The following is a 23,580-nucleotide window of genomic DNA, read 5'->3' as shown; positions in this document are numbered from 1 at the left end:
TTCCTCACAGAAGGAGAAGAGAGAGACATGACCCAAGCCGACATAGTGCTGTTGTTCGCCGACCTCGCGCTGATCATCCTGGTCGCCCAGCTGGCGGGCCGCGCCGCCCGGGCGCTGGGCCAGCCGGCCGTACTCGGCGAGATCGTCGCCGGGATCCTGATGGGTCCCACGCTCTTCCACGGAGCGGTCGCGGCCACGCTGTTCCCGACCGGAGTCCGGCCGTATCTGACCACCCTGGCCGATGTCGGCCTGGTGCTCTTCATGTTCGTGATCGGCCTGGAATTCAACTACGAACGGCTGCGCGGCTTCGGCCGGGTGACCGGCACCACCGCCCTGAGCGCCGCCCTGCTGCCGTTCGCCCTGGGCTGCACGCTCGCCCTGTACCTCCTCGGCCACCACACGACCGGCAACCGGCTCGGCTTCGTGCTCTTCTTCGGCGTGGCCATGTCGATCACGGCCTTCCCGGTCCTGGCACGGATCCTCGTCGACCACCGGATGAACAAGACCCTGGTCGGTGCGATCGCGCTCTCCGCGGCCGCGGTGTGCGACCTCGCCGGGTGGTCGATGCTCGCGCTGGTCCAGGCCCTGGTGGGCGGCGGGAACAGCCGACACTGGCTGGTCCTCCTGATCGTTCCCTTCGGCGCCGTACTGGCCTTCGTCGTCCGGCCGCTGCTGAAGCGGCTGCTCACCGGCCCGGGAGCCGGCCGCGCGCTGACCGCGAGCCGGTTCTCCGTCGTGCTGGCCTGCCTGTTCGGCTCGGCCGCCGTGACCGAACTGCTCGGTCTGCACTTCGTCTTCGGAGCCTTCCTCTTCGGCCTGGTCATGCCCCGGAAGGCGACCGAGCGGGCCCGCACGGAGCTGCTGGAGCGCTCCAAGACGGCCACCGGCTTCCTGCTTCCGGTCTACTTCATCGTGGCCGGTCTGAACGTCGACCTCGGCGCCATGGGCTTCACCGGGCTGCTCGAACTGGGGCTGATCCTGGTCACGGCCGTCGTCGGAAAGATGGCGGGCACGTTCGTCACCGCCCGCGCCGAGGGAATGTCCACCCGCCGGTCGACGGTGCTGGCCACCCTGATGAACACGCGCGGGCTGACCGAACTCATCGTGCTGGGCATCGGACTGCGCATCGGGATGCTCGACCGCAGCCTGTACGCGCAGATGGTGGTCATGGCGGTCGTGACGACGGCCATGACCGGCATCCTGCTGCGCTGGCTGGTCGGCCGGGAGGACCGCAACCCGCCGGAGACGGCCGCGACCGCACTCCGCGAGGAGGAACCGGCCGGAGCGTTGAGCTGACGCCCGGTACGCGCCCGGTACGCCAAAGAGCCGGTGTCCCTGAGGATCCTCAGGGACACCGGCTCCTTCGCGTACGGGACGGGCGTCGACTATCCCGCCGTGCGACGGACGATGGGCGGCGCCGCAGGCCGGGCGGCGGCGACCGTCCCGTCCAGCGCCGAGACCGTCATGGCCTGGAAGACCGCCCGCGGGCGCAGCTCGACCGCCAGCTCACGCCGGATGCGGGAGACGATCTGGGTGGCGTGCAGGGAGTGCCCGCCCAGTTCGAAGAAGTTGTCGTCCAGGCCGACCCGCGCGACCCCGAGCACCGAGGCGACGATCCCGCACAGCACCTCCTGCCGGGGCGTCGCGGGCGCCCGGTAGGGGGTCCCGGTGTCGAAGAGGGGAGCGGGCAGGGCCCTGCGGTCCAGCTTGCCGTTGACCGTCAGCGGGAGCCCGTCCAGCGTCACGACGGCCGACGGCACCAGGTGGTCCGGAAGCCGCTCGGCGAGCCAGGCCCGTACGGACGTCCCGTCGACCCCGGCCGCACCCGGCCGCGGCACCACGTACCCCACCAGGCGCTTGTCCTCGGATTCCGCCCCGTGCACGGTCACCGCGCACTGCCCCACCGACGGGTGCGCGGCCAGCGCGGCCTCGACCTCGCCGAGTTCGACGCGGAAGCCCCGTACCTTCACCTGGCCGTCGGAACGCCCCAGGAACTCCAGCACGCCCCCGGCGGTCCACCGCACGGTGTCCCCGGTGCGGTACATCCGTGCGCCGGGACCCTCGGAACCGCTGAAGGGGTGGGCGACGAAACGCTCCGCGGTCAGCCCGGGCCGCCGGAAGTAGCCCCGGGCGAGGCCCGCCCCCGAGACGTACAGCTCACCCGCCGTACCCGGCGGGACCGGACGCAGAGCCGCGTCCAGGACGTACACCCGGGTATCGGCGACCGGGGTCCCGACCGGCACTCCGCCCGGGCCGGTGAGATCGTCGGCCAGGACGGTGCGCGTGGTCGTGAAGGTGGTGTTCTCGGTCGGGCCGTAGCCGTTGACGAGCCGGAGTCCCGGCAGCGCCTCCAGTACGGCCGCGCACCGCGGGACCGACAGGACGTCACCCCCGGCCAGCAGCTGACGCACCCCGCGCAGGGCCGTCACATCGGTGTCCACCACCTGGTGGAACAGACCGGCCGTCAGCCACATCACGCTCACCCCGTGGCGGGCCGTGAACTCGCCCAGTTCCGCGGTGGACAGGGCACCCGGTGCGGCGACCGCCAGCAGCGCGCCGTTGAGCAGTGCGCCCCACACCTCGAAGATCGCGGCGTCGAAGGAGACCGAGGACAGCTGGGCGACCACGTCGTGCGGCCCGATGCCGATGGAAGCGGTCCGGCACACCAGCCGGTCGATCGACCCGTGCGCGATGAGCACGCCCTTGGGGCGGCCGGTGGAGCCGGACGTGTAGATGGCGTAGGCGGGGTGGGCCGGGAGGAGCGCGCCGCGCTCCGCGGCGCCGAGGTCCGTGTCCGCTCTGCGTTCCAGGTCGGCGGTGGTGTCCGGGCTGTCCAGCAGGATGACCGGCACGCCGTCGCCGGTCCGTGCGTGCAGTGCGCCGGTGGTGATCAGGGCGGCGGGCCGGGCGTCGTCGAGGAGCTGGGCGATGCGTTCGGCGGGGTAGGACGGGTCGACGGGCAGGCAGGTGCCGCCCGCCTTCACGACGGCGAGCAGGGCCACCACCGTGTCGGCCGAACGCTCGACCGCGACGGCGGCGAGCCGCTCGGGACCCACGCCCCGGTCGGCCAGCAGCCGGGCCAGCCGGTTCGCGCGCGCGTTCAGCTCGCGGTACGAGAGACGGACCCGGTCGTCGGTGACGGCCAGGGCGTCCGGGGTACGGGCGACCTGGGCCTCGAAGATTTCCGGCAGCGTCGCGGCCGGCACGCCGCGGGCGGTGTCGTTCCACTCCACGAGCAGCCGTCGGCGTTCGGCCCCGTCGGTCGTCTCGACCTCACGGAGCGCGGTCCCGGGCCGGTCCACGAGCTGCTGGAGGACGTGGGTGAAGCGGCGGTCCATCGTCTCGACGGTGGCCCGCTCGAACAGGCCGGCGGGGAAGGTGAGCGCACCGACGAGATCCGCCGGTGCGTCACCGTCCTGCCGCGGCTCTGCCGGATCCGCCTGCTCCCAGCACAGCGCGAAGGGGGGACCGTCCGGCAGCGGGGCCTGCTCCTCAAGGGCGTCCCGCACGGCCGGACCGACCCGGCGCAGCACCTCGGTGAAGGGGGGATCGCCCGAAAGGTCGGCCCGTACGACGAGGGTCTTCCCCCGTGCGGCCACGGCGAACGGCAGGCTGCCGCCCGCTCCCAGCCGGTACAGCAGCGTGGCCACGGCGGCCTGGAGGACCGTGTGCTGCGTCACGCCCTCGACGGCCGCCAGCCGGGCCACCCCGGCGTGGAGTCCGGCCCCGACCCGCAGCTCGACGCGGCCGGTCCGGGAGTCGGCCGGGAGCGGCCGACGGTGATCGTGGGGCAGGGGGAGTCCTGACGCCGCCCCGGCCGGGGTCCGGTGCCCGTGGGCCAGCTGCGTGCTCACTCAGCCCGCCTTGCCCGCGTCCATGGCCAGGACCAGGCTGCGCGGCCGCATGTCGGTCCAGGTCTCTTCGATGCGGTCCAGGCACGCCTGGCGGCGGTCCGGACCGTGCACCACGGTCCAGCCGGCCGGGACGTCGGCGAAATCGGGCCAGAGCGAGAGCTGGTCCTCGTCGTTGCGCAGGACGAGGAAGGTCCCGTCCTCGTTGTCGAAGGGGTTGGTGGGGGTGCTCATGCTGTTCCTCCTGGAACGTGTGGAACGTGTCGGGTGATGTGTTCGGCGAGCGCGGCGGGAGCCGGGGTCAGGAAGAGCGTCCCGAGGGGGATCTCCACACCGAGCCGCGCGTGGATGAGGTTGATCAGCCGCAGCGCGAGGAGGGAGTGCCCGCCCAGGTCGAAGAACCCGTCGTCGGGGCTCACGGAATCGAGCCGCAGCACTTCGGCGAAGAGCGCGCACAGCGCTTCCTCGGCGGGCCCCGAGGGGGCGCGGCCGCGGCCGCGGGCCGTGGCCCGCGGTGCGGGCAGCGCCTGGGTGTCCACCTTGCCGTTCGGCGAGAGCGGCAGCCGGTCCAGTACGAGGAAACCGGACGGCACCATGTACTCCGGCAGCCGGGCCCGCCCGTACGCGCGCAGTTCCTCCGCCAGGAGAGAGGCGCGCGCGGCGCGCAGCGGATCGCTCGCCAGGGCGGCGGTCTGCCGCAGCGGGAGATCCGGCGTCAGATCCGGCGTCCGGTCCCCGGAGTCCGGCGCGGGGCCCGCCGTGATGACCACGTCGAGACGGCCGTCGCGGCGGATGAGTTCGGTCCCGGCGCACCGGGGCAGCCGGTCCGCCAGGGCGGTGAAGTAGTCCGGGCTGGCGGCCAGTTCGGCTGCCCCGCCCGTCCCGTCCGTCCCGCCCGCCCCGGGGTCCCGCGGGTGCTCCGGAACGTCGGTGACGACCAGGACGCCGCCGTCGCCGACGGCCCGCAGGGCCTGCGTGACGATCCGGTCCGCATGGGACAGCGAAGGACAGTGCCGGATCACGGAGTCGATCACGACCGCCCCGAACGAGCCGTCCCGGAAGCCGCGGAAGTCCGTCGCCTCGCGGTTGAGCAGGGTGATCCCCGCCCGGCCGGCCAGGTCCGGCGCGCTGCGCAGCATGTCCACGGCCGACGCGGAGAAGTCCGTGGCGACGTACTGGCCGCACACCGGCGCCAGGGCGCGTACGAGCGCACCGCCGCCGCAGCCGATCTCCAGGACCCGGTCCGGACGCAGCGCTCCCACGCGCTCCAGCGCGGTCGGGTTCGCGGGAGGGACGGACGTGCCGGAGCGGTGCGCCTCGTCGAAGAAGCGCTGCCGCTCCCGGAGGTGCTCCTCTCCCAGAGCGCCCGCATCGTCTCCGGCGCCGTCCTGCGCCCGCCCGGCGGGCACCACGTAGGCGTACATGCGGGGGTCGCCGTCCGGGTCCTCGCGGACCGCGACCGCGGCCTGCGCCACCCCGGGATGTCCGGCGAGGGCCGCCTCGACCTCCCCCAGCTCGACCCGGAAGCCGCGCAGCTTCACCTGGTCGTCCAGGCGGCCGAGGAACTCGATGTTCCCGTCGGCCAGGAAGCGGGCGAGGTCGCCCGTCCGGTACAGCCGCGCACCGGCCCCGCCGAACGGGTCGGCCACGAACCGGGCCGCGGTGAGCCCCGCCCGGCCGAGGTAGCCGCGGGCCACACCGATGCCGCCGATGTACACCTCTCCGGGGACACCGACCGGCAGCGGACGCAGCCACTGGTCCAGGACGTACAGCCGGGTGTTGTCCACCGGCCGGCCGATCGGCAGCGCGGAGGAGACCTCACCGGCGCAGCGGAAGAAGGAAGCGTTGACCGTGGCCTCGGTGGGGCCGAAGACATTGATCAGCTCCCGCCCGCGCGACCAGCGGTTCACCACCGCGGGCGCACCGGCCTCACCACCGATGAGGACGGTCTCCAGATGCGGCAGTCCGGCGTCCGGAAGGGTCGCGAGCACGGAGGGCACCAGCGCGACCTGCGTGATCGCGCGCTCGGCCAGCAGGGCGGACAGCTCGCCGCCGAGCAGGTGCGGGGGCGCGATCACCAGCTCGCCGCCGGTGATCCAGGTGATCCAGATCTCCGACACCGAGGCGTCGAAGCAGATCGACGCCACCTGGAGCACCCGGGAGTGCGGCCCGAGGCCGAACTCCCGGCTCTGGAAGGCGATCATGCTGGTCAGGCCGTGGTGCGGGACCTCGACGCCCTTGGGCAGGCCCGTGGAGCCCGAGGTGTAGATGACGTACGCGAGGCCGTCGGGCGCGGTGTCCACGCCCAGGTCGTGCGCGGGCCAGGCCGCGTCGGCGGCGCCGTCGAGGCGGATCACCTCGGCGTCCCCGGAGGCCATCGCGTCGAGACCGTCCTGGACGATGACGAACGGGCAGCGGGCGTCGCCCAGCATGTACGCGATCCGCTCGGCCGGATAGGCCGGGTCGAGGGGCAGGTAGGCGCCCCCCGCCTTGAGCACGGCCAGCATGGCGACCATGGTGTCGAGGCCGCGTCCGGCGCACAGGCCGACGACCACCTCGCTGCCGACCCCGAGCGAGCGCAGGCGGCGGGCGAAACGGTTCGCCCGCCGGTTCAGCTCCCGGTAGGTGAGCGCGTCGCCCCCGTACGAGAGCGCCACCGCGTCAGGGGTGCGGGCCGCCTGCGCCTCGAAGAGCCGGACCACGGTCCCGGCCGGGAACTCCCGGTCCGTGCCGTTCCATTCGACGAGCTGGCGGTGTGCCTCCTCGTCGGTGAGCAGCGACAGCCGCGACAGCCGGGTGTCCTGGCCCAGCCCGCTCACCTGGTCCAGGAGGTGGACGAAGTGCCGGGCGAACCGCTCCATGGTCGCCGCGTCGAACAGGTCGGCCGCGAAGACCAGCCGTCCGGAGAGCCCCTCGGGCGTCTCGTGACAGCACAGCTCGACATCCAGATGGATGGTGTCGCCGTGTCCTTCGAACGGGGTGACCACGAGGCCGGGCAGGTCGAGCGTCCGCCCGGTGTGCTCTTCCCGGAGCAGCTGGAAGCCGACCTGGGTGAGCGGGTTGCGGCTCGGGTCGCGCGCCGGGTGCAGCTCCTCCACCAGGCGCTCGAAGGGCAGGTCCTGGTGGTCGAAGGCGTCGAAGGCGGTGTCCCGTACGCGGTCCACCAGCTCCCCGAAGGTCGGATCGCCGGAGCAGTCCACCCGCATGACCAGGTTGTTGACGAAGAAGCCGATGAGGCCTTCGAGTTCGGCCCGGTCCCGGCCCGCGACCGGAACCCCGACCACGATGTCCGTACCGCCCGTGTAGCCGGCCAGCAGCGCGTCGAAGGCGGCCAGCAGCACCATGAACAGCGTCGAGTGGCGCTCGGTACCGATGGCCCGCAGCCGCCGCACCACGTCCATGGGCACCTCGAAGGGCACCACCCCCGCCGTATAGCTGGGCAACGGGGGACGGGGACGGTCGGCCGGGAGCTCCAGCGCCACCGGCATGCCGCGCAGCCGCTCACGCCAGTGGCCGAGCTGCTCGGTCAGCACCTCGTCGGAGAGGTACGACCGCTGCCACGCGGCGAAGTCCGCGTACTGGATCTCCAGCGGAGGCAGCTCAGCGGTCCCGCCCGCCGAGAAGGCGCGGTAGAGGCTGCTCAGCTCGTCCTGGAACACACCCAGCGACCAGCCGTCGCCCGCGATGTGGTGCAGGGTCACCAGCAGCACATGATCCGTGTCGCCGAGGCGCACCAGGCGGGCGCGGAGCAGCGGCCCCTTCGAGAGGTCGAAGGGAACCAGCGCCTCCGCGCCCGCGAGGCGGTGTGCCTCGGCGACCGGGTCGGCCGCCTGCGAGACGTCCGTCACCGGCAGGTCCATGAAGCCCGGCGGATCGATCACCTGCCGCGGTTCACCACCGACCGTGGTGAACCGCGTCCGCAGGGCCTCGTGCCGGGAGGTGATCCCGGTGAGCGCCGAGCGCAGGGCGGACAGATCGAGGGGTCCCGACAGCCTGTGCGCGAACGCCAGGTTGTAGAACGGGTTGCCCGGCATCATCTGGTCGAAGAACCACAGCCGTTGCTGTGCGAAGGACAGCTCGAAGGACAGTTCTGTCGCGCAGGAAGGATCACTCATCGGTCCGGCTCACTCCGCCGAGGTGTCCGGCGAGTACTGCGGCAGCGGGAACACCGGGCGGTGGACCTGCGGCACACCGGCCCAGCGCAGCAGCCCGAGCCGCCGCATGTCGAGCGCGAGGTCCACCAGCTCCTCGGTGTCGCCGCCGAGTTCGGCCGCGATCTCGCGCACCGACCGGGTGCCGTCCGCCAGGCCGAGCAGACCCTGCCACTCCGGCAGCACCGTGACGGCGGCGCGCTGCTCGCCCGTGGCCGGCAGACCGACCGATCCACGGGAGCCCACGGCCCCGATGGCCTCGGGCCGCAGCGCGGCCAGGTCGGGCGCGACGACCTCCAGGTCGCCGATGAACAGCCGGTCCAGCCGCGAGCCGTACAGGCAGTCCATCGCCTCGTCCGGACGCTCCACGATCGGCATGCCGCGCAGGTTGAACGAGGTGTTGAGCACCATCGGCAGGCCGGTCCGGTCCTCGAACTCCTCGATCAGGGCGCGGAAGGGGCCCGGAGTGTCCTCGGCCACGGTCTGCACCCGGCAGGTGCCGTCGATGTGCACGACCTCGCTGACGAGTTCCTGCTGCGCCTCCCACACCGGGGTCACCATCAGCATGAAGGGGCTCTCGGGCGCGGGCATGTCGAACCACTTGTCCGCGCGCTCGGCCAGCACCGATCCGGCGAACGGACGGAAGGCCTCACGGAACTTCACCCGGGCGTTCAGCCGGTCCTTCATGCCCGGGATGCCCGGGTGGCACAGGATCGAGCGGGCGCCGAGCGAACGCGGTCCGAACTCGCACCGGTCCTGGAACCAGCCGATGATGTCGCCCCCGGCCATCGCACCGGCCGCCGCGGCCGCCAGTTCCCTGGATCCGTCGTGCTTGCGGGTCTCCAGGCCCCAGCGGTCGGCGATGCCCTGGACGTCCACGCCGGAGACCCGGGGCGGGCCGAGGTAGACGTGCCGCATGGCGGGGCCGACCTCGGAGCGCGGTCCGAGCAGGTTGTGGTAGGCGTACAGGGCCGCGCCCGCCGCGTTCCCGTCGTCGGTCGCCGCGGGGAAGATGAACAGGCGGTCGAGGTCGGTCTCCCGCTGGATGCGCGTGTTCAGGGTCGAGTTCAGGAAGGAACCGCCGCAGGCCACCAGGGACCGGCTGCCGCTGACGGCGAGCACGTGACGGGTCACGTGCAGGACGGCTTCCTCGAACTCCGCCTGCAGCTGCGCCGCGAGGTCGAAGTGGAACTGCTCGTACGGTGCGCGCGAAGGGCGCGGGACCAGCCTGAGTTCGTCCCCCTCGCGCACGGCCACCCCGAGCTCGACCAGGGAGTCGGCGGCCCGGTCGAAGCGCAGCTCGCCGTTCGGCGCGAGCTCGTAGAAGAGGTTGTCGGAGGTGAGGCGCTTGCCGTAGGAGGCGAGGCCCATGGTCTTGCCGGCGTCGTCGTACGCGGTGCCGGACTCCCGGAACCCGAGCGCGAGGGTGACCACCCGGTAGATCTCGCCGACGCCGGACAGCGTCGCGGGGGTCCACAGCTCGCCGCCGCGGCGGTAGCCCGCGATGCGGTCGGTGTCCCGCACGACGCGCATCAGCGGCTCGGGGGTCGCACCGGTACGGAAGGTGAAGGCGGTCTCCCGCTCGCGCCCGCCGTCGACACGGGACCCGTAGGAGTCCATGACGAGGGCCACGGCCTCGTCGAAGCCGGACGAGTAGAAGGCGGCGCTCGCGTGGGCGAGGTGGTGGCCCGGGTGCGGCAGTGCGAGGCAGCGCTCGGCCGGGGCGACCAGGCCCAGCACGCTGAGGAGCTTGGCCTCGTCCGCCTGGTCCCGGGATTCGGTCGAGGTCGCGATCCAGCCGTCGATATCGGAGGAGCGGAGCCCCGCCGCGGAAAGGGTTTCATTCGTCAGATCGGCCATGGCGGCCGCGTAGGTGTGCATGGGGACGGTGCCCCGCTTCACCCGGGTGGTCCGCTCAAGGGCGAGCGCGGAGCGAATGACGCCGTCCTCGACAAGACACACGCTGCTGTCGTGGCTCAAGTTGAAGCCAATAACTCGAGTAGAAATAGCTACCCCCAAGGGAACCAGTGCAAGAACGCTGTGCCGGTTGTTTATAAAACCTGCAAGGTCCACTGTCAATCAAACTCTGTGATTCATGGATTCAGAGGATGATTCACTCAAAATGAATTCTTGACACTTTCCGGCCCGGTGTGCAGGATCGGGTCAGCGGATCTCGCCTTGAGGTGCATGACCAGTGATGGAGCCCTCCAGGATCCGGCGGCCGCACGGCCCCACTCAAGCTAAATGCCTTTCTCGTATCGCCGCAGACGGCATGGACGGGTAATTCGATGACACTCAACAAATGGCACTTCCAGCTGCTCACGCTGCCGGAACTGCCCGCAGAGATCTTGGAGGAGTTCCCCACCCTCCCGGTCGACCGGTACAACGACGGAAAGTTCAGGCACCGGCGCTTCTCGCAGTACAAGATCCGCCACACGGACGGCGGCTGGCAGCCGGAGCTGCTGCCGCACCGGGCGTTCGCCCAGGCCACCGAGTTCAACGGGGTGACCGGCGGCCTGCTGCGGGAGTTCGAGCCGCTCCAGATCGACCCGGCGCTCGTGATCCGCGCGGGCGCGGACGAGATCCCGCTCGACCACGACACCGAGTGGCAGGTGGACGTGCACCAGTGGCGCGTCATCTCCAACGACGACACCCGCGGTGTCTCGGTCCCCGAAGGGCCGCACCAGGACGGGCACACCTACAGCCTGATCGCGGTGGTCGACCGCCACAACATCGGCGGCGGCGAGACGCAGCTGATGCCGATGGACAGCGACGAGCCCTTCCTGGGCGTGAAGCTGCAGCCCGGCCAGGCCGTCGTGATCGACGACCGCAAGATGCGGCACTACGCCACGGACATCGTCGCCCCGCGCGGCGAGGAAGGGCACCGCGACCTGTTCCTGCTCGCCTACAACGCCTGGCCGGAGCGGCGGTACGGCGAGGAGTACGAGACGTCCGTGCTGGCCGGCGCGTGAGGGCTCACCGACATGGCTGATCGCCCGAACGACATCACCGACTACGCGCACCTGCCGGCCTTCGACCCGGGCGATCCGGTCGAGAACGCGGTCATCACCCGGCTCGCGGGCAACTGGGCCCGGCGGGCGTCCGTCAAACGGGGCGAGCCGGACCTCGACGACCTGTTCGAGCTGGACCGCCCCGACTACCCGGAACACCTGCTGCCGTTCCGGGACCACCCGGCCTACCAGGCCCTGGACGAGGAGAAGCGGCGCAAGCTGCTCAGCTGGGCGTGGGTGGCGTTCAACAAGAACGTGATGGACAACGAACAGCGGGTGGTGAACCCCGGGTTCGAGCTCATCTTCCGCAACACCTTCGACACGGGGATGGGCGAGTCCTCGATCATGGCCGCCGCCCAGGCCATGGTGGACGAGCAGTACCACACCCTGATGCACCTCAACGCCAGCTCCGTCACCCGCAGGCGGCGCGGATGGCGGATGCACGAGAACGATCTGCCGGTGGCGAAGAAGGCCCGGAGGCACGAGGCCCGCCGGGCCGAGGCCGAGCACCAGTGGCAACGCGAGCTGACCACGCTGGCGTTCACCACGGTGTCCGAGATGTCGATCAACGCCTACCTCAACCTGATAGCCGACGACCCGGACGTCCAGCCGGTCAACCGGGTGACGGCCGATCTGCACAACCGCGACGAATACTGTCACTCCTCCATTTCCAAGGAGGTGGCCAAGGCCGTGTACGCGCGCCTGGACGCCCCGCGGAAGGAGTACTTCCTCGATGCCATGTCCGACGGACTGCGCGCGTTCGGTGCGAACGACTTCACCACGTGGCGCAGGGTGATCGAACTGGTCGGTGTCGAGGGCGGTGAGCAGATGATGCGCGACGTCGAGCACGACGCCGAGCGCAGCATGCTCGTCCAGGACTACAGCGGCCTGTACGGCTTGTGTGCGGAGATAGGGGCCATCGAGGACATCCGCTTCGACTGGTCCAGCGTCACGGTGCGCTGACGCGGGGGGTGTTCAACTGCGACCGGTCGCGGTTGAACACCCTCTTCAGTCCGTCGTGGAGGGCAGGTGGCCGAGCTGAACGGCGCGGACGCCGGCCTGGAAGCGGCTGCGCGCGTCCAGCTCGGAGAGCAGACCGGTGGCCGTCCGGCGGACCGTGCGGGAGGAGACTCCCAGGCCGTGGGCGATGGCCTCGTCGGTACGGCCTTCGGCCATCATGCGCAGCACCGCGAGCTGCTGCTTGGTCAGGCTTCCCGACTCGGAGCGCGCCGCGGCGCCCAGCGGTTCGGCCGAGCGCCAGACGTGCTCGAAGAGCGAGCACAGGAGCGTGATCATGCCGGGGCTCGTGACGAGCGCGGCGCCCGCCCCCGTGTTGCCCGTGTCCGCGGCGATCAGTGCGGTCCGGCGGTCGAACACGATGACGCGGTTGGGCAGCGTGGGCACGGTCCGGACCTGGGCGCCCAGGCTCTCCAGCCATTCGGCGTGCTCGACCGTCGGCTGATCGCGGCGGATGCTGTCCAGATAGATGGTGCGCATCTTGATGCCGCGCCCCAGCAGTGCCTCATTGAGCGGCCTCGACGCCTTCATGTTTTCCGGCAACTGCGGTCCGCCGGGGGCGAAGGCCAGGAACTCCTCGCGGACCTCGCCGCTGAGCAGTTCGATCTGATCGCGGATCTCGTCGATTCCGTTCAGGTACCGCAGCCCCGCTTGGGAATTGGGGGCGGTAGTGTCGGCGTACGTCGCGATGAGTTCGGCGGCGGCCGCACGGGTGGTCTCTATCCGCTGCTGCTGCGCGGTCAGCTCGGCTTGCTGGCGCGCGAGCAGAATCTCCATGCCCAGCCGGGGATCGACCGCCCGGACCTGGGACGGATCGTCGCCGGAGACGCGTACGAGCGCCAGCTCACTCAGCCGGGCCAGCGCGTCGCGCATGCTCCGCGCGTCCATCTCCAGACGTGCCGCGAGCTCGGCCACACCGTCGTGCGGATGGGCCAGCATGCCGCGGTACACGGCCTCCGTGACCGCGTCCAGTCCCAGTCTCGTAAACATGGACCGTTTCTCTCTCTGAACTCCATGCCAGGGGTGGACGGCACGTTGCCCGAAAGGCTAACCGAGGCCGCCCGGAGGAGCGAAAACCAGCCACCGAAGAGGCGATGATTCCTCTGTGGAAAGGCGCGGAGACACTGAATGCTGGCTTTCGTCCCCTACCTGTGCGTTACTTCGATAACTAGGGTTTCCATGTATCTCGTCCATGTTCACCTGCGGTCGCCCGAGTGTGGGCGCCTCCTGCCTCCCGAAGCGGAGGAGCTGGTGACCGCCTCGGCCGCGGACACGGACGGCTTCGAACTGGCCGTCGTGCATCCGCGGGAACAGCCGCACCCGGTGGTGGGCGTGTACATGCAGGCATCCAGCCTGGCGGCGGCCGAGGAGGGTGCGGCGGCGATATGGCTCGCCGCCGCCGCGGCGCATCCGCAGCTGCGTCCCTGGGAGCTGGTGAGAGCCGAGATTCCGCTTCTTCCGCTCGACGTCGGCTGGTGAACCCCAGGTCAGAGCCTGTGTGTCCCTTTCTGGACATGGCCGGATTGCTCGCCCCCTTCCCCCTTCAGTCCCGGTCCGGTCCTCCGCAACACTGAGGTCGCAAGGAGTTGTTGACGCACTGGGGGTAACCGTGAAGAACCACACCAAACTTGCCCATCTCATCGTCGCGCTGGCCGCGGTCGTCGCCGTCGGCACCGCGCTTTCCGTGGACGAGCACACGACGGCCCCGGCCTCCCAGGTGCTCGCCGGTGACGCCGGCTGGCAGAGCCCGGCCCCCGTGATCGGCATGGCCTCCGCCTCCGACGCGGGCTGGCAGTAGGAAACGTCGTGACGCAGAACACCGATTCCGACTATCTACTGAAGCTCAGGGACGAACTGCTCCACGCACCTGTGGAAAACATCGCCCTCACGGAAATCCGCATTGAGGACTCCCCCCGTATCCAGGGGGAAGACCCGGACCACATCCGGACTCTGGCGGAAGCGGAATCGGAACTCCCGCCCATCCTCGTCCACGGTCCCACGATGCGGGTCATCGACGGAGCGCACCGCCTGCGGGCGGCCGCCCTGCGCGGACACACCCACATCCGGGCCCGGCTGTTCGACGGATCCGAAGCGGACGGCCGACTGCTGGCCGTGGCCACCAACGTGACCCACGGCCTCCCGCTCTCGCTCGAAGACCGCTGCGCGGCCGCCGAGCGGATCCTCCTCGCCCACGGCAACTGGTCCGACCGGGCGGTCGCCGCGGTCGCGGGCGTCTCGGGCAAGAAGGTCGCCGACATCCGGCGCCGCGCCCGTCCCGACGGGGAGGCGAACGGGAGAACCGGGCGCGACGGCCGCGCCCGGCCCGTCGACGGCGACCGCAGACGGGTCCTGGCCGCCGAGATGCTGCGCCGGAACCCCGAGGCCTCGCTGCGCCAGATCGCCCGGCAATCCGGGATCTCACCGGCCACCGTGGCCAACGTCCGCGACCGCCTGGCCCGCGGAGCACGGCCCGTACCGGGCCGCCGCCCCCTGGCCGCGGCGAGCGGTACGACGGCCGGCGTTCCCCCACAGGCGCAGGGGAAATCGGCGGCCGAGCTGGAGGCCCTCGTCACCGCCATGCGCCGTGACCCCTCCATCCGGCAGAGCGAACGCGGCCGTGCCGTGCTCCGCATGCTCGACACCTGGGCCGCCTTCGCCCGGGACCGGGACGCCATCGCCGCCAGCCTTCCGCCCCACTGCCGCGGAGCCATGGCCGAACTCTTCCAGGCCTACACCCACACCTGGCAGGTCTTCGCGGACGAGCTGCAGCACGCCGCCGCCCCGGCCCGCGCCGCCACCGCCGCGCGCTGAGCGCCGTACGCCGGTCGCCGGCCGCCGGTCGCCGACCGCCGGTCCCCCCTGGGCACCGCACCCCGAAAGGAACCAGACCGTATGTCCCTGACCATGCCACGACGTTCCGCACTAGTCGACCAGGTGATCGCCCAGCTCAGGAACCAGATCACCTCGGGCGAGTGGCCGGTCGGGTCCCGCATCCCCACCGAGCCGGAGCTCGTGGAACTGCTCGGCGTCGCCCGCAACACGGTCCGTGAAGCCGTCCGGGCCCTCGCGCACAACGGTCTGCTCAACATCCGCCAGGGCTCCGGCACTTACGTCATCGCCACCAGCGAACTGGCCAGCGTGATGCACCGCCGGTTCGCGGGATCAGACCCGCGCCACGTCGCCGAGCTGCGCTCGACCCTGGAGTCCTCCGCGGCCCGGCTGGCCGCGGAGCGCCGTACCGACCGGGACCTGGTCCAGCTGGACACGCTGCTGGTGCGCCGGGAGCAGAGCTGGGCGAGCGGGGACGCGGGCCGGTTCGTGGCCGCCGACATCAGCCTGCACATGGCGATCGTCGCGGCCTCGCACAACGACGTGCTCATCGCCCTGTACGCCGACCTCGGCGACCTGGTGGCGGACTGGGTACGGGCCGAGCTGGGCACCGGCCCGCGCGCGGCCATCTACATGGACCACGCACGGCTGACCGACGCGATCCGCCGCGGCGACGGCCAGACGGCCGCCGCCGAGGCGGCCGGCCACTCCTTCGCGTGCCTCGGCGCCCACCACGTGGCGGCGAAGGACGGCAGGTGAGCACGCGCGGGCGGCTGACGACCGGCGCGGTCCTCGCCCTGCTCCTGAGCGCCTGCGCCCTCACCGGCCTCGACGGCCGCGACCTCCGCTCCGCCCTGCACCACGTCACCACCACACTGGAACGCATCGGGCAGGCCGTATCGGCCTCATCCCCCGGAACCCGCCCGGTGGGCCTGGGCCCTGCTCCGGCGGGACCGCTGGTCGCGCTGCCACAGCTTGTAGGCGATCACCGTCAGCGCGCTTGATATCAGGACCCACGTCATCTGGTACCAGTAGAAGAACGGGATCCCGCCGAGCATCGGCTCGGTCTTCGCGTACGAGCCCACCCAGAACATCGCCGCGAAGGGTGCGAACAGGCACAAGCCGATGATCACGCGGACCGGCGTCACTGCCGGTGGCTTCGTCTCAGGTGACCCTGGGTGTGCTGCCATGGGGTTGCCCCGTCCCACACGTGATCCTGGCGATCAGCTGTCTGTGTGGGGGGAGCTTAATACCCCGCGCGTCACGCACCGGCTCCGGGGGGACGGGCATCGGTCCGCTCGCGCACGCGGGGGACCGTGACCGCCAGCAGCGCGGCCAGCACGCTCCCGGCCGCCAGCACCCACCACAGCGTCAGCGGGAAGGCGGCCAGCAAGGTGGCCACGAGCAGTGGGGCGAGGGCGGTGGCGCCGCCCGCGAACAGCTGGTTGAACGCCAGGTGGGCGCCCTGCTCCCGCTGCGGCGGCAGGCTCGTCAGCAGCACCATGGCGGCCTGTGAGACGGCCAGTTCCCCGAGCGTGTACAGGGCCATGCCGGTGACCAGCAGGGCGACCTGTGCCCCGCGCGGCACGCCCCCGGCCAGCAGCGCGGACGCGTACAGCGCGACGTACGCCATCCCGCCGACCGCGAGGACGAGGCCCGGACGGAACCGTTCCAGCACCCGGCTCAGGGGCAGCTGGAGCACTGTGAGCAGCATCGTGTTGACCGCGAACAGCACGCCCACGGTCCACGACGGCATCCGCAGCTCGCGCAGGACGAAGACGGGCAGGGCGCTCTCGACCGCCAGCGCGGCCGTCAGGAGCAGGGCGTTCGCGCCCGCCGCCCGCAGGAACGGCAGATTGCGCCAGGGCGTGGCCGCGGTTCCGCCCAGCCCACGGCGGGGCGCGGGTTCGGTCGGCCGCCCCGGCGGTACGCGCAGGTACAGCAGGGCCGTGAGGGCGAATCCGGCCGCGTTGACGATGCCCAGCACCATGAAGCCCGACGCCGTGTCCACGATGAACAGGCTGGCCAGCAGGGCTCCGGCGCCGATCCCCGCGTTGAAGGCGACCCGGGTCAGCGCGAGCCACTGACCGCTCTGACCCTGCGGCGCCAGCCGGATCGCGAGCAGGGGGCTCGCGGCCTGCTCGGCCCGGTTGCCGAGGGCCAGCAGCAGGGTGCACACGACCAGCGGGACGAGGCCCCGGAAGGAGGCGATGCCCGCGAAGCAGGCGACGCGGAGCAGCGCCGCCGCGATGAGCACCGGTTTCGGCCCGATCCGGTCCACGAGCCGGCCGACCGCGAAGAGCCCCGGCAGCACCGCGAGGGCCGTGACGGTCAGGACCAGGCCGACGGAGCGCAGCGACTCTCCCGACAGCTCGGTGAAGAAGAGCAGGGAGAAAGGGTAGAAGAAGCCGGTGCCCAGGGCCTTGACGAGTTCCGTCAGGCCGAACCAGACGACACCCGGCCCGCGCGGGAGCACCGGAGCGGGCCCGCTCACGTCCTTCACAGCGGTGGATGTCATGTCACGGGGTCCTTCGGTGCCAGCGGGAGCAGGTGGCAGCGCTGTTCGGTGGCCGTGCAGCCGCGGGAGCGCTTGGCCTGCTCGCTGCCGAGGCCGTAGTGCAAGGTGGTGACCCCGGCCGCGGCGGCCTCTTCGAGGAGGCGGTAGTAGAGGAGCTCGAAGTACAGCGGCAGCCCGGAGCGTTCCTGGTAGGCGTAGTCGTAGCCGGTCTGGCGCGCGTACCAGTGGTCGCCGTGACGCAGGATCAGTCCGAAGCCGCGGACCTCGCCCTCGGCGTGCGCCACGACGGCGAACGCGTCGTCCCCGAAGCAGTCGCGGACCTGGCGGATCTGCGCGAGGACCTGGTCGGGGCGGATGTCGATGCCGTACTTGGCGAGCAGCGAGGACTCCAGTTCCGCGCAGCGCGCCAGGTCCGCCGTGTCCAGGGACTCGATGCCCACCCGCGCCTGCGACTCCCGCATCCGGCGGCGCTCGGCCGCGACGGAACCCCGGCGCTTGCGGGGCAGGGAGGCGAGGTAGCCGTCGAATCCGTCCCGCGGTACCCGCAGGGTGCTGTACCGGCCGGTCGTGCAGGAGAGGTAGCCCCGCCGGTCCAGGGTGCCCGCGAGGTCCGCGTCCCCCTCGTCGAGGTAGAGGAAGCACACCGAGGCGAGCCCGGCCTCGCGCGCCAGGGCCTCGGCGGCCGCGACCAGTGCCTCGACGTCCTCGGTGGTGGCATCGGGGGAGCGCAGGACGCGCGTACTGCCGACGTGGCGGCCGCCCGCCACCAGCGCGGGCATCAGCGCCCGCGACGGATCGTCCCCGAGAGCGGCCAGCAGCTCGGCCGCGCCGGGCAGTGCGGCCTCCGCGCTGTTGGGCAGGACGACATCGGGCCGGCCCAGCGCCCAGGGCACGGAGGTGGTGGCGGTCGCGGTGGCCAGGCCCGCGACGAGCCGGCCCGCGCGTTCGGTCCACAGATAGGTCATGGGGACCCCGGCGGTCGCCTCGACGACATCGAGCCAGCGGCGGGTGAGGAAGATGTCGTACGGTCCCGCCAGCGCGTCCCAGCCCTCCCCGGGCAGGTCGGCGGCCCGCTCGACGGCGCGGACCCCGCCCGGCAGCAGCCGTACGGTCGTCGTGGTGGTGAGCACGGGGCGCCCTCCTGGGGTCGCTGGATCAGGGTGGTCCGGGTGGTGGTCCGGGTGGTGGCCGGGGCGGCGCAGCCGACGGCCGCGGGGCCGGGGCGGAGGTGCCCCGGCCACAGGCCCCGGCGCGCGTCAGTGCATGACGTCGTACTTGGCGGCCTCGACGAACTGCGGCGCGAACTTGCGCTTCTGCCACAGGCAGTAGCGGTTGAGCAGACCGGCGAGCGGGCCCATGGGGCGGCGGAAGTCGACGATCACGATCACGCGCGGCTCGCTGCTGTCGTTCACGACCTCGTGCTCCAGGGAGACGTCGAGGACGACGCCCTCGCCCTCCTTCCACTGGTGGTACTCGTCCGCGAGACGGATGCGCGGCGGGTTGTCCGTGGGGATCCGGATGCCGAGGTGGTAGCGCAGGATGCCCGCGTACGGGTCCTTGTGCGAGGGCAGCGTGACACCGGGCTCCAGGATGGAGACGAAGGCGTTGACCACGTTCGGGGTGGACCGGGCGAAGGACAGCAGGGTCGGCAGGTCCTTCTTGGCCAGCTCGTTGGTGTTCCCGAACATGTACGCGTAGTAGAGCTTCCACTCCTCGGACACCTGCGCCGCGCGCTCCGGGTCGAAGGTGCCGTACGTCGGGATGCTGCGGCCGGCGAGCAGCGCGTCCACCTCGGCCTGGAGGGCCGGGAACTTCCGTTCCAGTTCCCAGACTTCGGGGAAGACGGCGTGCGAGGGAATGATGCGGCGGCGGTTCGGGCCGCCCGCCTTGCGCAGGAAGATCCAGTTGCTGAGCGCCTGTGCGCGCGGGTTGCTGAGGTAGGGGGAGCCCTTCAAGGCGTACTCCTGGTCGTGTCGTGTCGTGTCGTGTCGAGCGGTGCGGTGTCCGGGCCGGACCGGGCCGGGTGAGCGGTGCGGTGGGCGGCGGCTAGCCGATGCGCTCCATCGCGCCGCGGCGCGCCTGCCACACGCTCGTGCGGCCGTCGGACTCCGTGAAGGTCAGCCGCAGATGGGCCAGGCCGCGGTCGATCGTCTCCAGCATCGCGGCGTGGTCGGGGGCGCTGCCGAGCAGGATGTCCATGAAGAACGAGGTCGCGGCGGGCGGAAGCTGCCCGCCGACGGCAAGGCGCTGCCAGTGCCCGACGATGCCGGGCTCCTTGAGCATCACCTCGGCGCCCTCCACCCGGCTCAGCTCGCCGCCGCCGGGCAGCGGGGACAGGCCGAAGTACTGGAACTCCACCGAGCCCACGGCGGACCCGGGCAGCTCCACGGGGAGGCCGCAGGCGGCCCGGATGCCCAGTTCGTGCAGGTCGACGCCCATGGCGCGGAGGTACATGTCGGCCAGGAACCCGCCGAGCCTGCCGTTGACCTCGATGATCCGCGGGCCCTCGGGGGTCAGCTTGATCTCGGTGTGGACCAGGCCCTGGCGGATGCCGAGGGCGAGCGCGGCGTCGTTGGCGAGCCGGGCGACGCCCTCGTGCTCCGCGGGCGGCAGGTGGGAGGGCACGAACCCGCCGTGCTCGCGGAACGGCGGCATCAGCGGGAACTTGCCGGTGACGCCGAGGGTGTGGGCGACGCCGTCCACGACGAGGGACTCGACGGAGACGTAGTCCCCGAAGTCGCCCTCGTCCCGGCCGCGCAGGAACTCCTCGACCACGAAGGGGCGTTCGGGGGTCGGGGTCAGGTCCGCCGGGAAGTCGGCCGCGCCCGTCACCAGGTGGGTGTCGATGCTGCTCTGGCCGCGCACCGGCTTGACCACGACGGGGCCGGGCCAGGCCCCGAGGAGGTCGAGGGCTTCGGCGCGGCTGGTCACCAGGGCCGACCGGACGGCGTCCACGCCCCGCTCGGCGAGGCGCCGGCGCTGGGCGTACTTGTCGGTGAGCCGGGCCACGGTCTCCCGGTCGTGGTACGGGAGTCCCAGCGCGTGGGCGAGCCGGGCGGTGAAGGGCACCAGGCCCTCGCTGAAGGTCGTCACACCGGACGGGGTGTGGGCCCTCAACGCCGCCGCGGCGGCGGCCGGTTCGTGCTCGTCGGACTCGACGACCGGGCCGAGCGCCGTGTACTCGGCGTGCTCCCGCGCGTCCAGGGCGCCGGTCAGCGCCACGAAGACGGGGGAGAGCCCGCACGCGCGGGCCGCTCCGGCGATGTCCGCCGGACGCACGCCCGAGTGGGGGAAGACCGCGACGACGACCGTACTCACTTGGCACCCGCACTTGTCTCACGGAACCGGTAGATCCGGTCCTTGATCTCATCGATCCGCCGGCAGTCGCGGTCGATCTCGGCCATCGAGGCCCCGGACATGAAGATCCGCAGCGTGCTCGAATACAGGTCGACGGTCGGGCGGACGGTGCCGCCCGGCCCGATCTTCAGGTCGAAGCGGTCCACGGTCTCCAGAGCGGAGAGCTCGGCGACCGCGCCCTCGTCGATGCTCTCGACGGTCCCGGACTGCGTGGTCGAGGTGGTGTGGCAGACGGCCTCGCGGAGTTTGCCGTAGCGCCGCCCCGCGTGGTCTGCGAGGAACCGCGCGGGATCCAGGTAGGCGAGCGCGGTGAGCGCGGCCTGATTGCCGCCCGCGACCGCGCTGTGGAACGCGGGGTGCATGTTGCCCGCGATACGGGTGCCGACCTCGACCAGGGCCGGGCCCTGCGGGGTGAGGATGACCTCGGCGTGGGTCGGCCCGAAGCGGACGCCCAGGGCGTCCAGGGCTTCCTCCACGTAGGCGATCAGCTCCGGCGCCGGACCCTCGTCGGCGGCGAGCAGCCGGTCGCGGTCGTAGATGTTGCGGCCCGAGGGCAGCAGCCGCTTTTCGTACTCCCAGACACCGCAGACGTGGCGGCGCCCTTCGTAGGACACCATGTCGACCACGTACTCGGTGCCCTGGAGGTAGGACTGGACGAGCACCTCGGTGTTCGTGTCGCCGTAGATCGTCTCCGTGTCCAGGATCCCGTCCGCGGCGGTGCGCACCTCCTCGGCGTCGGCGCAGATGAACACGCCGTCGCCCGCCGCCGAGTTGAGCGGCTTGACGACCGCCGGGAAGCGGCCGGTCCGCTCGGCCCACCGGACGAGCGTGTCCGTGTCACGGCTCTTGAGCTGGTCGGCGCAGTGCAGACCGGCCACCCGCAGCGCCTCGCCCATGAGGTACTTGTCCCGCCGGGCCTCGGACAGCGCCGGGCCGTTCGCGGGCAGGCCGAGCCCCTCGGCGAGCTGGTCGGCGAGGAGCACGCCCGGCTCCTGCCCGGCGAGCACGCACACCGGCGCGTACTCCTTCAGCCGGAGCAGGGTCCCCTCCAGGTCCTCGTGCACCAGCGCGGCGCGGTAGACGCTCAGGTCGGGGGCGGGCATCGACGGCATGAACTCGGGGGTGCTCTGGACGTGCACCAGATCCGCGCCCAGGGCGGTGAACTCCGGGGGCAGGTACTTACCCGACGTGTACGCGTCGACCAGCACGACGACCGGTCGGTTCTGGGACAACGGGACTCCTCATCTGATGGTGGGTGGGGGCAGGGCTCAGGTGGACGAGAAGCCGCCGTCGACGAAGAGGGTCTGGCCCGTCACGTACGCCGACGCGTCCCCGGCCAGGAAGACGGCGATGCCGGTGAAGTCCGCCAGCACCCCGTTGCGGCCGGTCATCGTGCGGCGCGCCATCGCCCCGGTGCGCTCCGGATCGCGGAACACCGCCTCGTTGAGCGGGGTGTGCACGAACCCCGGTGCGATGGCGTTGACGCACACGCCGTGCGCGGACCAGGCCTCCGCCTGGGACCGGGTCAGCGCGGACAGGGCCGCCTTGGAGACCCCGTAGGCGCCGCTGTTGCCGAAGGCGCGGACCGCTTGCTGGGAGGCGATGTGGACGATGCGGCCCCAGCCGTTCGCCGCCATTTTGGGGCCCAGCCGCTGCCCGAGCAGGAACGGGGCGTCGAGGTTGGTGCGCAGCGTACGGTCCCAGTCGTCCTCGGTCAGCTCGTCCAGCGGCGGGCGGATGTTCACCCCGGCCGCATTGACCAGGATGTCCGTCGTGCCGTGCTGCTCCTCCAGCTGGTCGGCCAGCCGGTGCACCGCGGCGCGGTCACCCAGGTCGGCACTGAGCCAGGAGGCGGCGCCGCCCCCCGTGGGCATCCGCTCGACCGTCTCGCGCAGGGCCTCGGGCCGCCGGGCGACGACCACCACGTCGGCGCCCGCGCGGCACAGCGCTTCGGCGATCGACCGGCCGATGCCCGAACTGCCCCCGGTGACCACCGCCTTGCGGCCGCGCAGGGTGAACAGGGAGGTGAGGAACTCGTCGGCGTGGTCCATGAGCGTCTTCCTCAGGCCTTCTGGCGGGTGGGGCGCAGCCGGATGTCGTCGAGGTGCACATGGGTCGGCCGGCCGACCACGAACTCGACGACGGACGCGACGTCCTCGGGCACGAGCAGCGGCCCGCTCTGCTCGGCCACGGACTCGAACCACTCGGTGTCGTAGCCCGCGGCCTCCTGGAAGCCCGAGCGGACGAACCCGGGCTCGATCAGGGTCACCCGGATGTTGTGCGCGCACACCTCCTGGCGCAGTGCCTCGACCAGCGAATGCACGGCGAACTTCGTGGAGCCGTACACCGGATTGGCGGCCGACACCTGGCGTCCGACGGTGGAGCCGATGACGACGATGTCCCGCACCCGGCGCCCGCCGTCCGCCTCCGCCTGCTTCACGAACTCGGCTGCCGCCGCGCGCAGTTGGCGAAGGATCGCGAGGTAGTTCGCCTCGATCAGCTCCTCCCACTGGCTCGCGTCCGAACCCAGTACGGTGCCGGGCAGGCCCCGTCCGGCGGAGGCCACGAAGATGTCGGCGGGGGCGAACTCCCGCTCGGCCGCGGCCAGCAGTTCCTCGGTGTGTGCGGGCCGGGTCATGTCCCCGGCGACCGGGAGGACGGAGCCGGGCAGGCCCGCCGACTCGTCCCGGACGGCGGCCAGCCGCTCGGCCTTGCGCCCGGCGGCCACCACGTGGATGCCGGCGCGGGCGAAGGCGGCGGCGACGGCCCGGCCGATCCCCGAGGAGGCCCCGGTCACGACGGCGACGCGCTGCCCGGTCTGTGCCTTGGTCATGTCGAAGGTCATG

Annotated in this window: 20 protein-coding genes; 7 read left to right on the top strand and 13 right to left on the bottom strand. The window is 71.8% G+C overall.

The window, feature by feature from the left end; all coding sequences use genetic code 11:
* Window positions 1–27 precede the first annotated feature (27 nt).
* Window positions 28–1,296, top strand: a complete 1,269-nt coding sequence (locus tag OHS33_RS15455) for a cation:proton antiporter (protein ID WP_330330982.1) — start codon at window positions 28–30, stop codon at window positions 1,294–1,296.
* Window positions 1,297–1,385: 89 nt separating this feature from the next.
* Here OHS33_RS15455 and OHS33_RS15450 read toward each other — a convergent pair whose 3' ends face one another.
* From OHS33_RS15450 to OHS33_RS15435, 4 genes are read right to left on the bottom strand one after another with little or no spacing between them, the layout of a single operon-like run.
* Window positions 1,386–3,854 carry a non-ribosomal peptide synthetase gene (locus OHS33_RS15450; protein WP_330330981.1) on the bottom strand — a complete coding sequence of 823 codons (2,469 nt, stop codon included), beginning with the start codon at window positions 3,852–3,854 and terminating at the stop codon, window positions 1,386–1,388.
* A complete protein-coding gene (locus OHS33_RS15445) occupies window positions 3,855–4,085 on the bottom strand; it encodes an MbtH family protein (RefSeq protein ID WP_330330980.1) in 231 nt (76 codons plus the stop codon).
* Window positions 4,082–7,966 (bottom strand): non-ribosomal peptide synthetase, encoded by a 3,885-nt coding sequence (locus tag OHS33_RS15440; protein ID WP_330330979.1) that lies wholly within the window; start codon window positions 7,964–7,966, stop codon window positions 4,082–4,084. The genes OHS33_RS15445 and OHS33_RS15440 overlap by 4 nt, the downstream gene beginning before the upstream one ends.
* Window positions 7,967–7,975: 9 nt before the next feature.
* Window positions 7,976–9,982: a carbamoyltransferase C-terminal domain-containing protein gene (locus OHS33_RS15435; RefSeq protein WP_330330978.1), complete on the bottom strand. Its 2,007-nt coding sequence runs from the start codon at window positions 9,980–9,982 to the stop codon at window positions 7,976–7,978.
* Between the two features lie 308 nt (window positions 9,983–10,290).
* Between OHS33_RS15435 and OHS33_RS15430 the strand changes: the two genes are divergently transcribed.
* Together OHS33_RS15430 and OHS33_RS15425 are read left to right on the top strand one after the other, a co-directional pair.
* Window positions 10,291–10,974 (top strand): 2OG-Fe dioxygenase family protein, encoded by a 684-nt coding sequence (locus tag OHS33_RS15430; protein WP_330330977.1) that lies wholly within the window; start codon window positions 10,291–10,293, stop codon window positions 10,972–10,974.
* Window positions 10,975–10,986: 12 nt separating this feature from the next.
* Complete coding sequence (locus tag OHS33_RS15425; protein ID WP_330330976.1) at window positions 10,987–11,976, top strand: AurF N-oxygenase family protein; 990 nt, start codon at window positions 10,987–10,989, stop codon at window positions 11,974–11,976.
* A 45-nt stretch (window positions 11,977–12,021) separates the two neighbouring features.
* Here OHS33_RS15425 and OHS33_RS15420 read toward each other — a convergent pair whose 3' ends face one another.
* Window positions 12,022–13,020 (bottom strand): helix-turn-helix transcriptional regulator, encoded by a 999-nt coding sequence (locus OHS33_RS15420; RefSeq protein WP_330330975.1) that lies wholly within the window; start codon window positions 13,018–13,020, stop codon window positions 12,022–12,024.
* Between the two features lie 138 nt (window positions 13,021–13,158).
* Between OHS33_RS15420 and OHS33_RS15415 the strand changes: the two genes are divergently transcribed.
* From OHS33_RS15415 to OHS33_RS15400, 4 genes are all read left to right on the top strand, one after another.
* Window positions 13,159–13,509 carry a hypothetical protein gene (locus OHS33_RS15415; protein WP_330330974.1) on the top strand — a complete coding sequence of 117 codons (351 nt, stop codon included), beginning with the start codon at window positions 13,159–13,161 and terminating at the stop codon, window positions 13,507–13,509.
* 130 nt (window positions 13,510–13,639) lie between these two features.
* Window positions 13,640–13,828 (top strand): hypothetical protein, encoded by a 189-nt coding sequence (locus OHS33_RS15410; RefSeq protein ID WP_330330973.1) that lies wholly within the window; start codon window positions 13,640–13,642, stop codon window positions 13,826–13,828.
* Window positions 13,829–13,836: 8 nt separating this feature from the next.
* Window positions 13,837–14,841 (top strand): ParB N-terminal domain-containing protein, encoded by a 1,005-nt coding sequence (locus OHS33_RS15405; RefSeq protein WP_330330972.1) that lies wholly within the window; start codon window positions 13,837–13,839, stop codon window positions 14,839–14,841.
* An 81-nt stretch (window positions 14,842–14,922) separates the two neighbouring features.
* The gene (locus OHS33_RS15400; protein WP_330330971.1) at window positions 14,923–15,618 is read left to right on the top strand and encodes a FadR/GntR family transcriptional regulator; all 696 of its coding nucleotides are present in this window, start codon (window positions 14,923–14,925) and stop codon (window positions 15,616–15,618) included.
* A gap of 146 nt (window positions 15,619–15,764) precedes the next feature.
* Here OHS33_RS15400 and OHS33_RS15395 read toward each other — a convergent pair whose 3' ends face one another.
* The 8 genes from OHS33_RS15395 to OHS33_RS15360 form a co-directional block, all read right to left on the bottom strand.
* Window positions 15,765–16,049 carry a DUF3311 domain-containing protein gene (locus OHS33_RS15395; protein WP_330330970.1) on the bottom strand — a complete coding sequence of 95 codons (285 nt, stop codon included), beginning with the start codon at window positions 16,047–16,049 and terminating at the stop codon, window positions 15,765–15,767.
* A 71-nt stretch (window positions 16,050–16,120) separates the two neighbouring features.
* Window positions 16,121–17,377, bottom strand: coding sequence for an MFS transporter (locus OHS33_RS15390; protein WP_330330969.1), 1,257 nt, complete (start codon window positions 17,375–17,377; stop codon window positions 16,121–16,123).
* Window positions 17,374–18,507 (bottom strand): GNAT family N-acetyltransferase, encoded by a 1,134-nt coding sequence (locus OHS33_RS15385; protein WP_330330968.1) that lies wholly within the window; start codon window positions 18,505–18,507, stop codon window positions 17,374–17,376. The genes OHS33_RS15390 and OHS33_RS15385 overlap by 4 nt, the downstream gene beginning before the upstream one ends.
* Before the next feature lie 126 nt (window positions 18,508–18,633).
* Complete coding sequence (locus OHS33_RS15380) at window positions 18,634–19,332, bottom strand: aspartyl/asparaginyl beta-hydroxylase domain-containing protein (RefSeq protein ID WP_330330967.1); 699 nt, start codon at window positions 19,330–19,332, stop codon at window positions 18,634–18,636.
* A 91-nt stretch (window positions 19,333–19,423) separates the two neighbouring features.
* A complete protein-coding gene (locus OHS33_RS15375) occupies window positions 19,424–20,695 on the bottom strand; it encodes an ATP-grasp domain-containing protein (protein ID WP_330330966.1) in 1,272 nt (423 codons plus the stop codon).
* Window positions 20,692–21,966: an ATP-grasp domain-containing protein gene (locus tag OHS33_RS15370; protein WP_330330965.1), complete on the bottom strand. Its 1,275-nt coding sequence runs from the start codon at window positions 21,964–21,966 to the stop codon at window positions 20,692–20,694. Before OHS33_RS15370 ends, OHS33_RS15375 begins: the two co-directional genes overlap by 4 nt.
* Window positions 21,967–22,002: 36 nt before the next feature.
* A complete protein-coding gene (locus OHS33_RS15365) occupies window positions 22,003–22,785 on the bottom strand; it encodes an SDR family NAD(P)-dependent oxidoreductase (protein ID WP_330330964.1) in 783 nt (260 codons plus the stop codon).
* An 11-nt stretch (window positions 22,786–22,796) separates the two neighbouring features.
* The gene (locus OHS33_RS15360; RefSeq protein WP_330330963.1) at window positions 22,797–23,579 is read right to left on the bottom strand and encodes an SDR family oxidoreductase; all 783 of its coding nucleotides are present in this window, start codon (window positions 23,577–23,579) and stop codon (window positions 22,797–22,799) included.
* Window position 23,580: the final 1 nt, after the last annotated feature.

Origin of the sequence: Streptomyces sp. NBC_00536 (assembly GCF_036346295.1) — a bacterium.
GTDB lineage: Bacteria > Actinomycetota > Actinomycetes > Streptomycetales > Streptomycetaceae > Streptomyces.
This window is presented reverse-complemented; position numbering and strand designations above follow the sequence as displayed.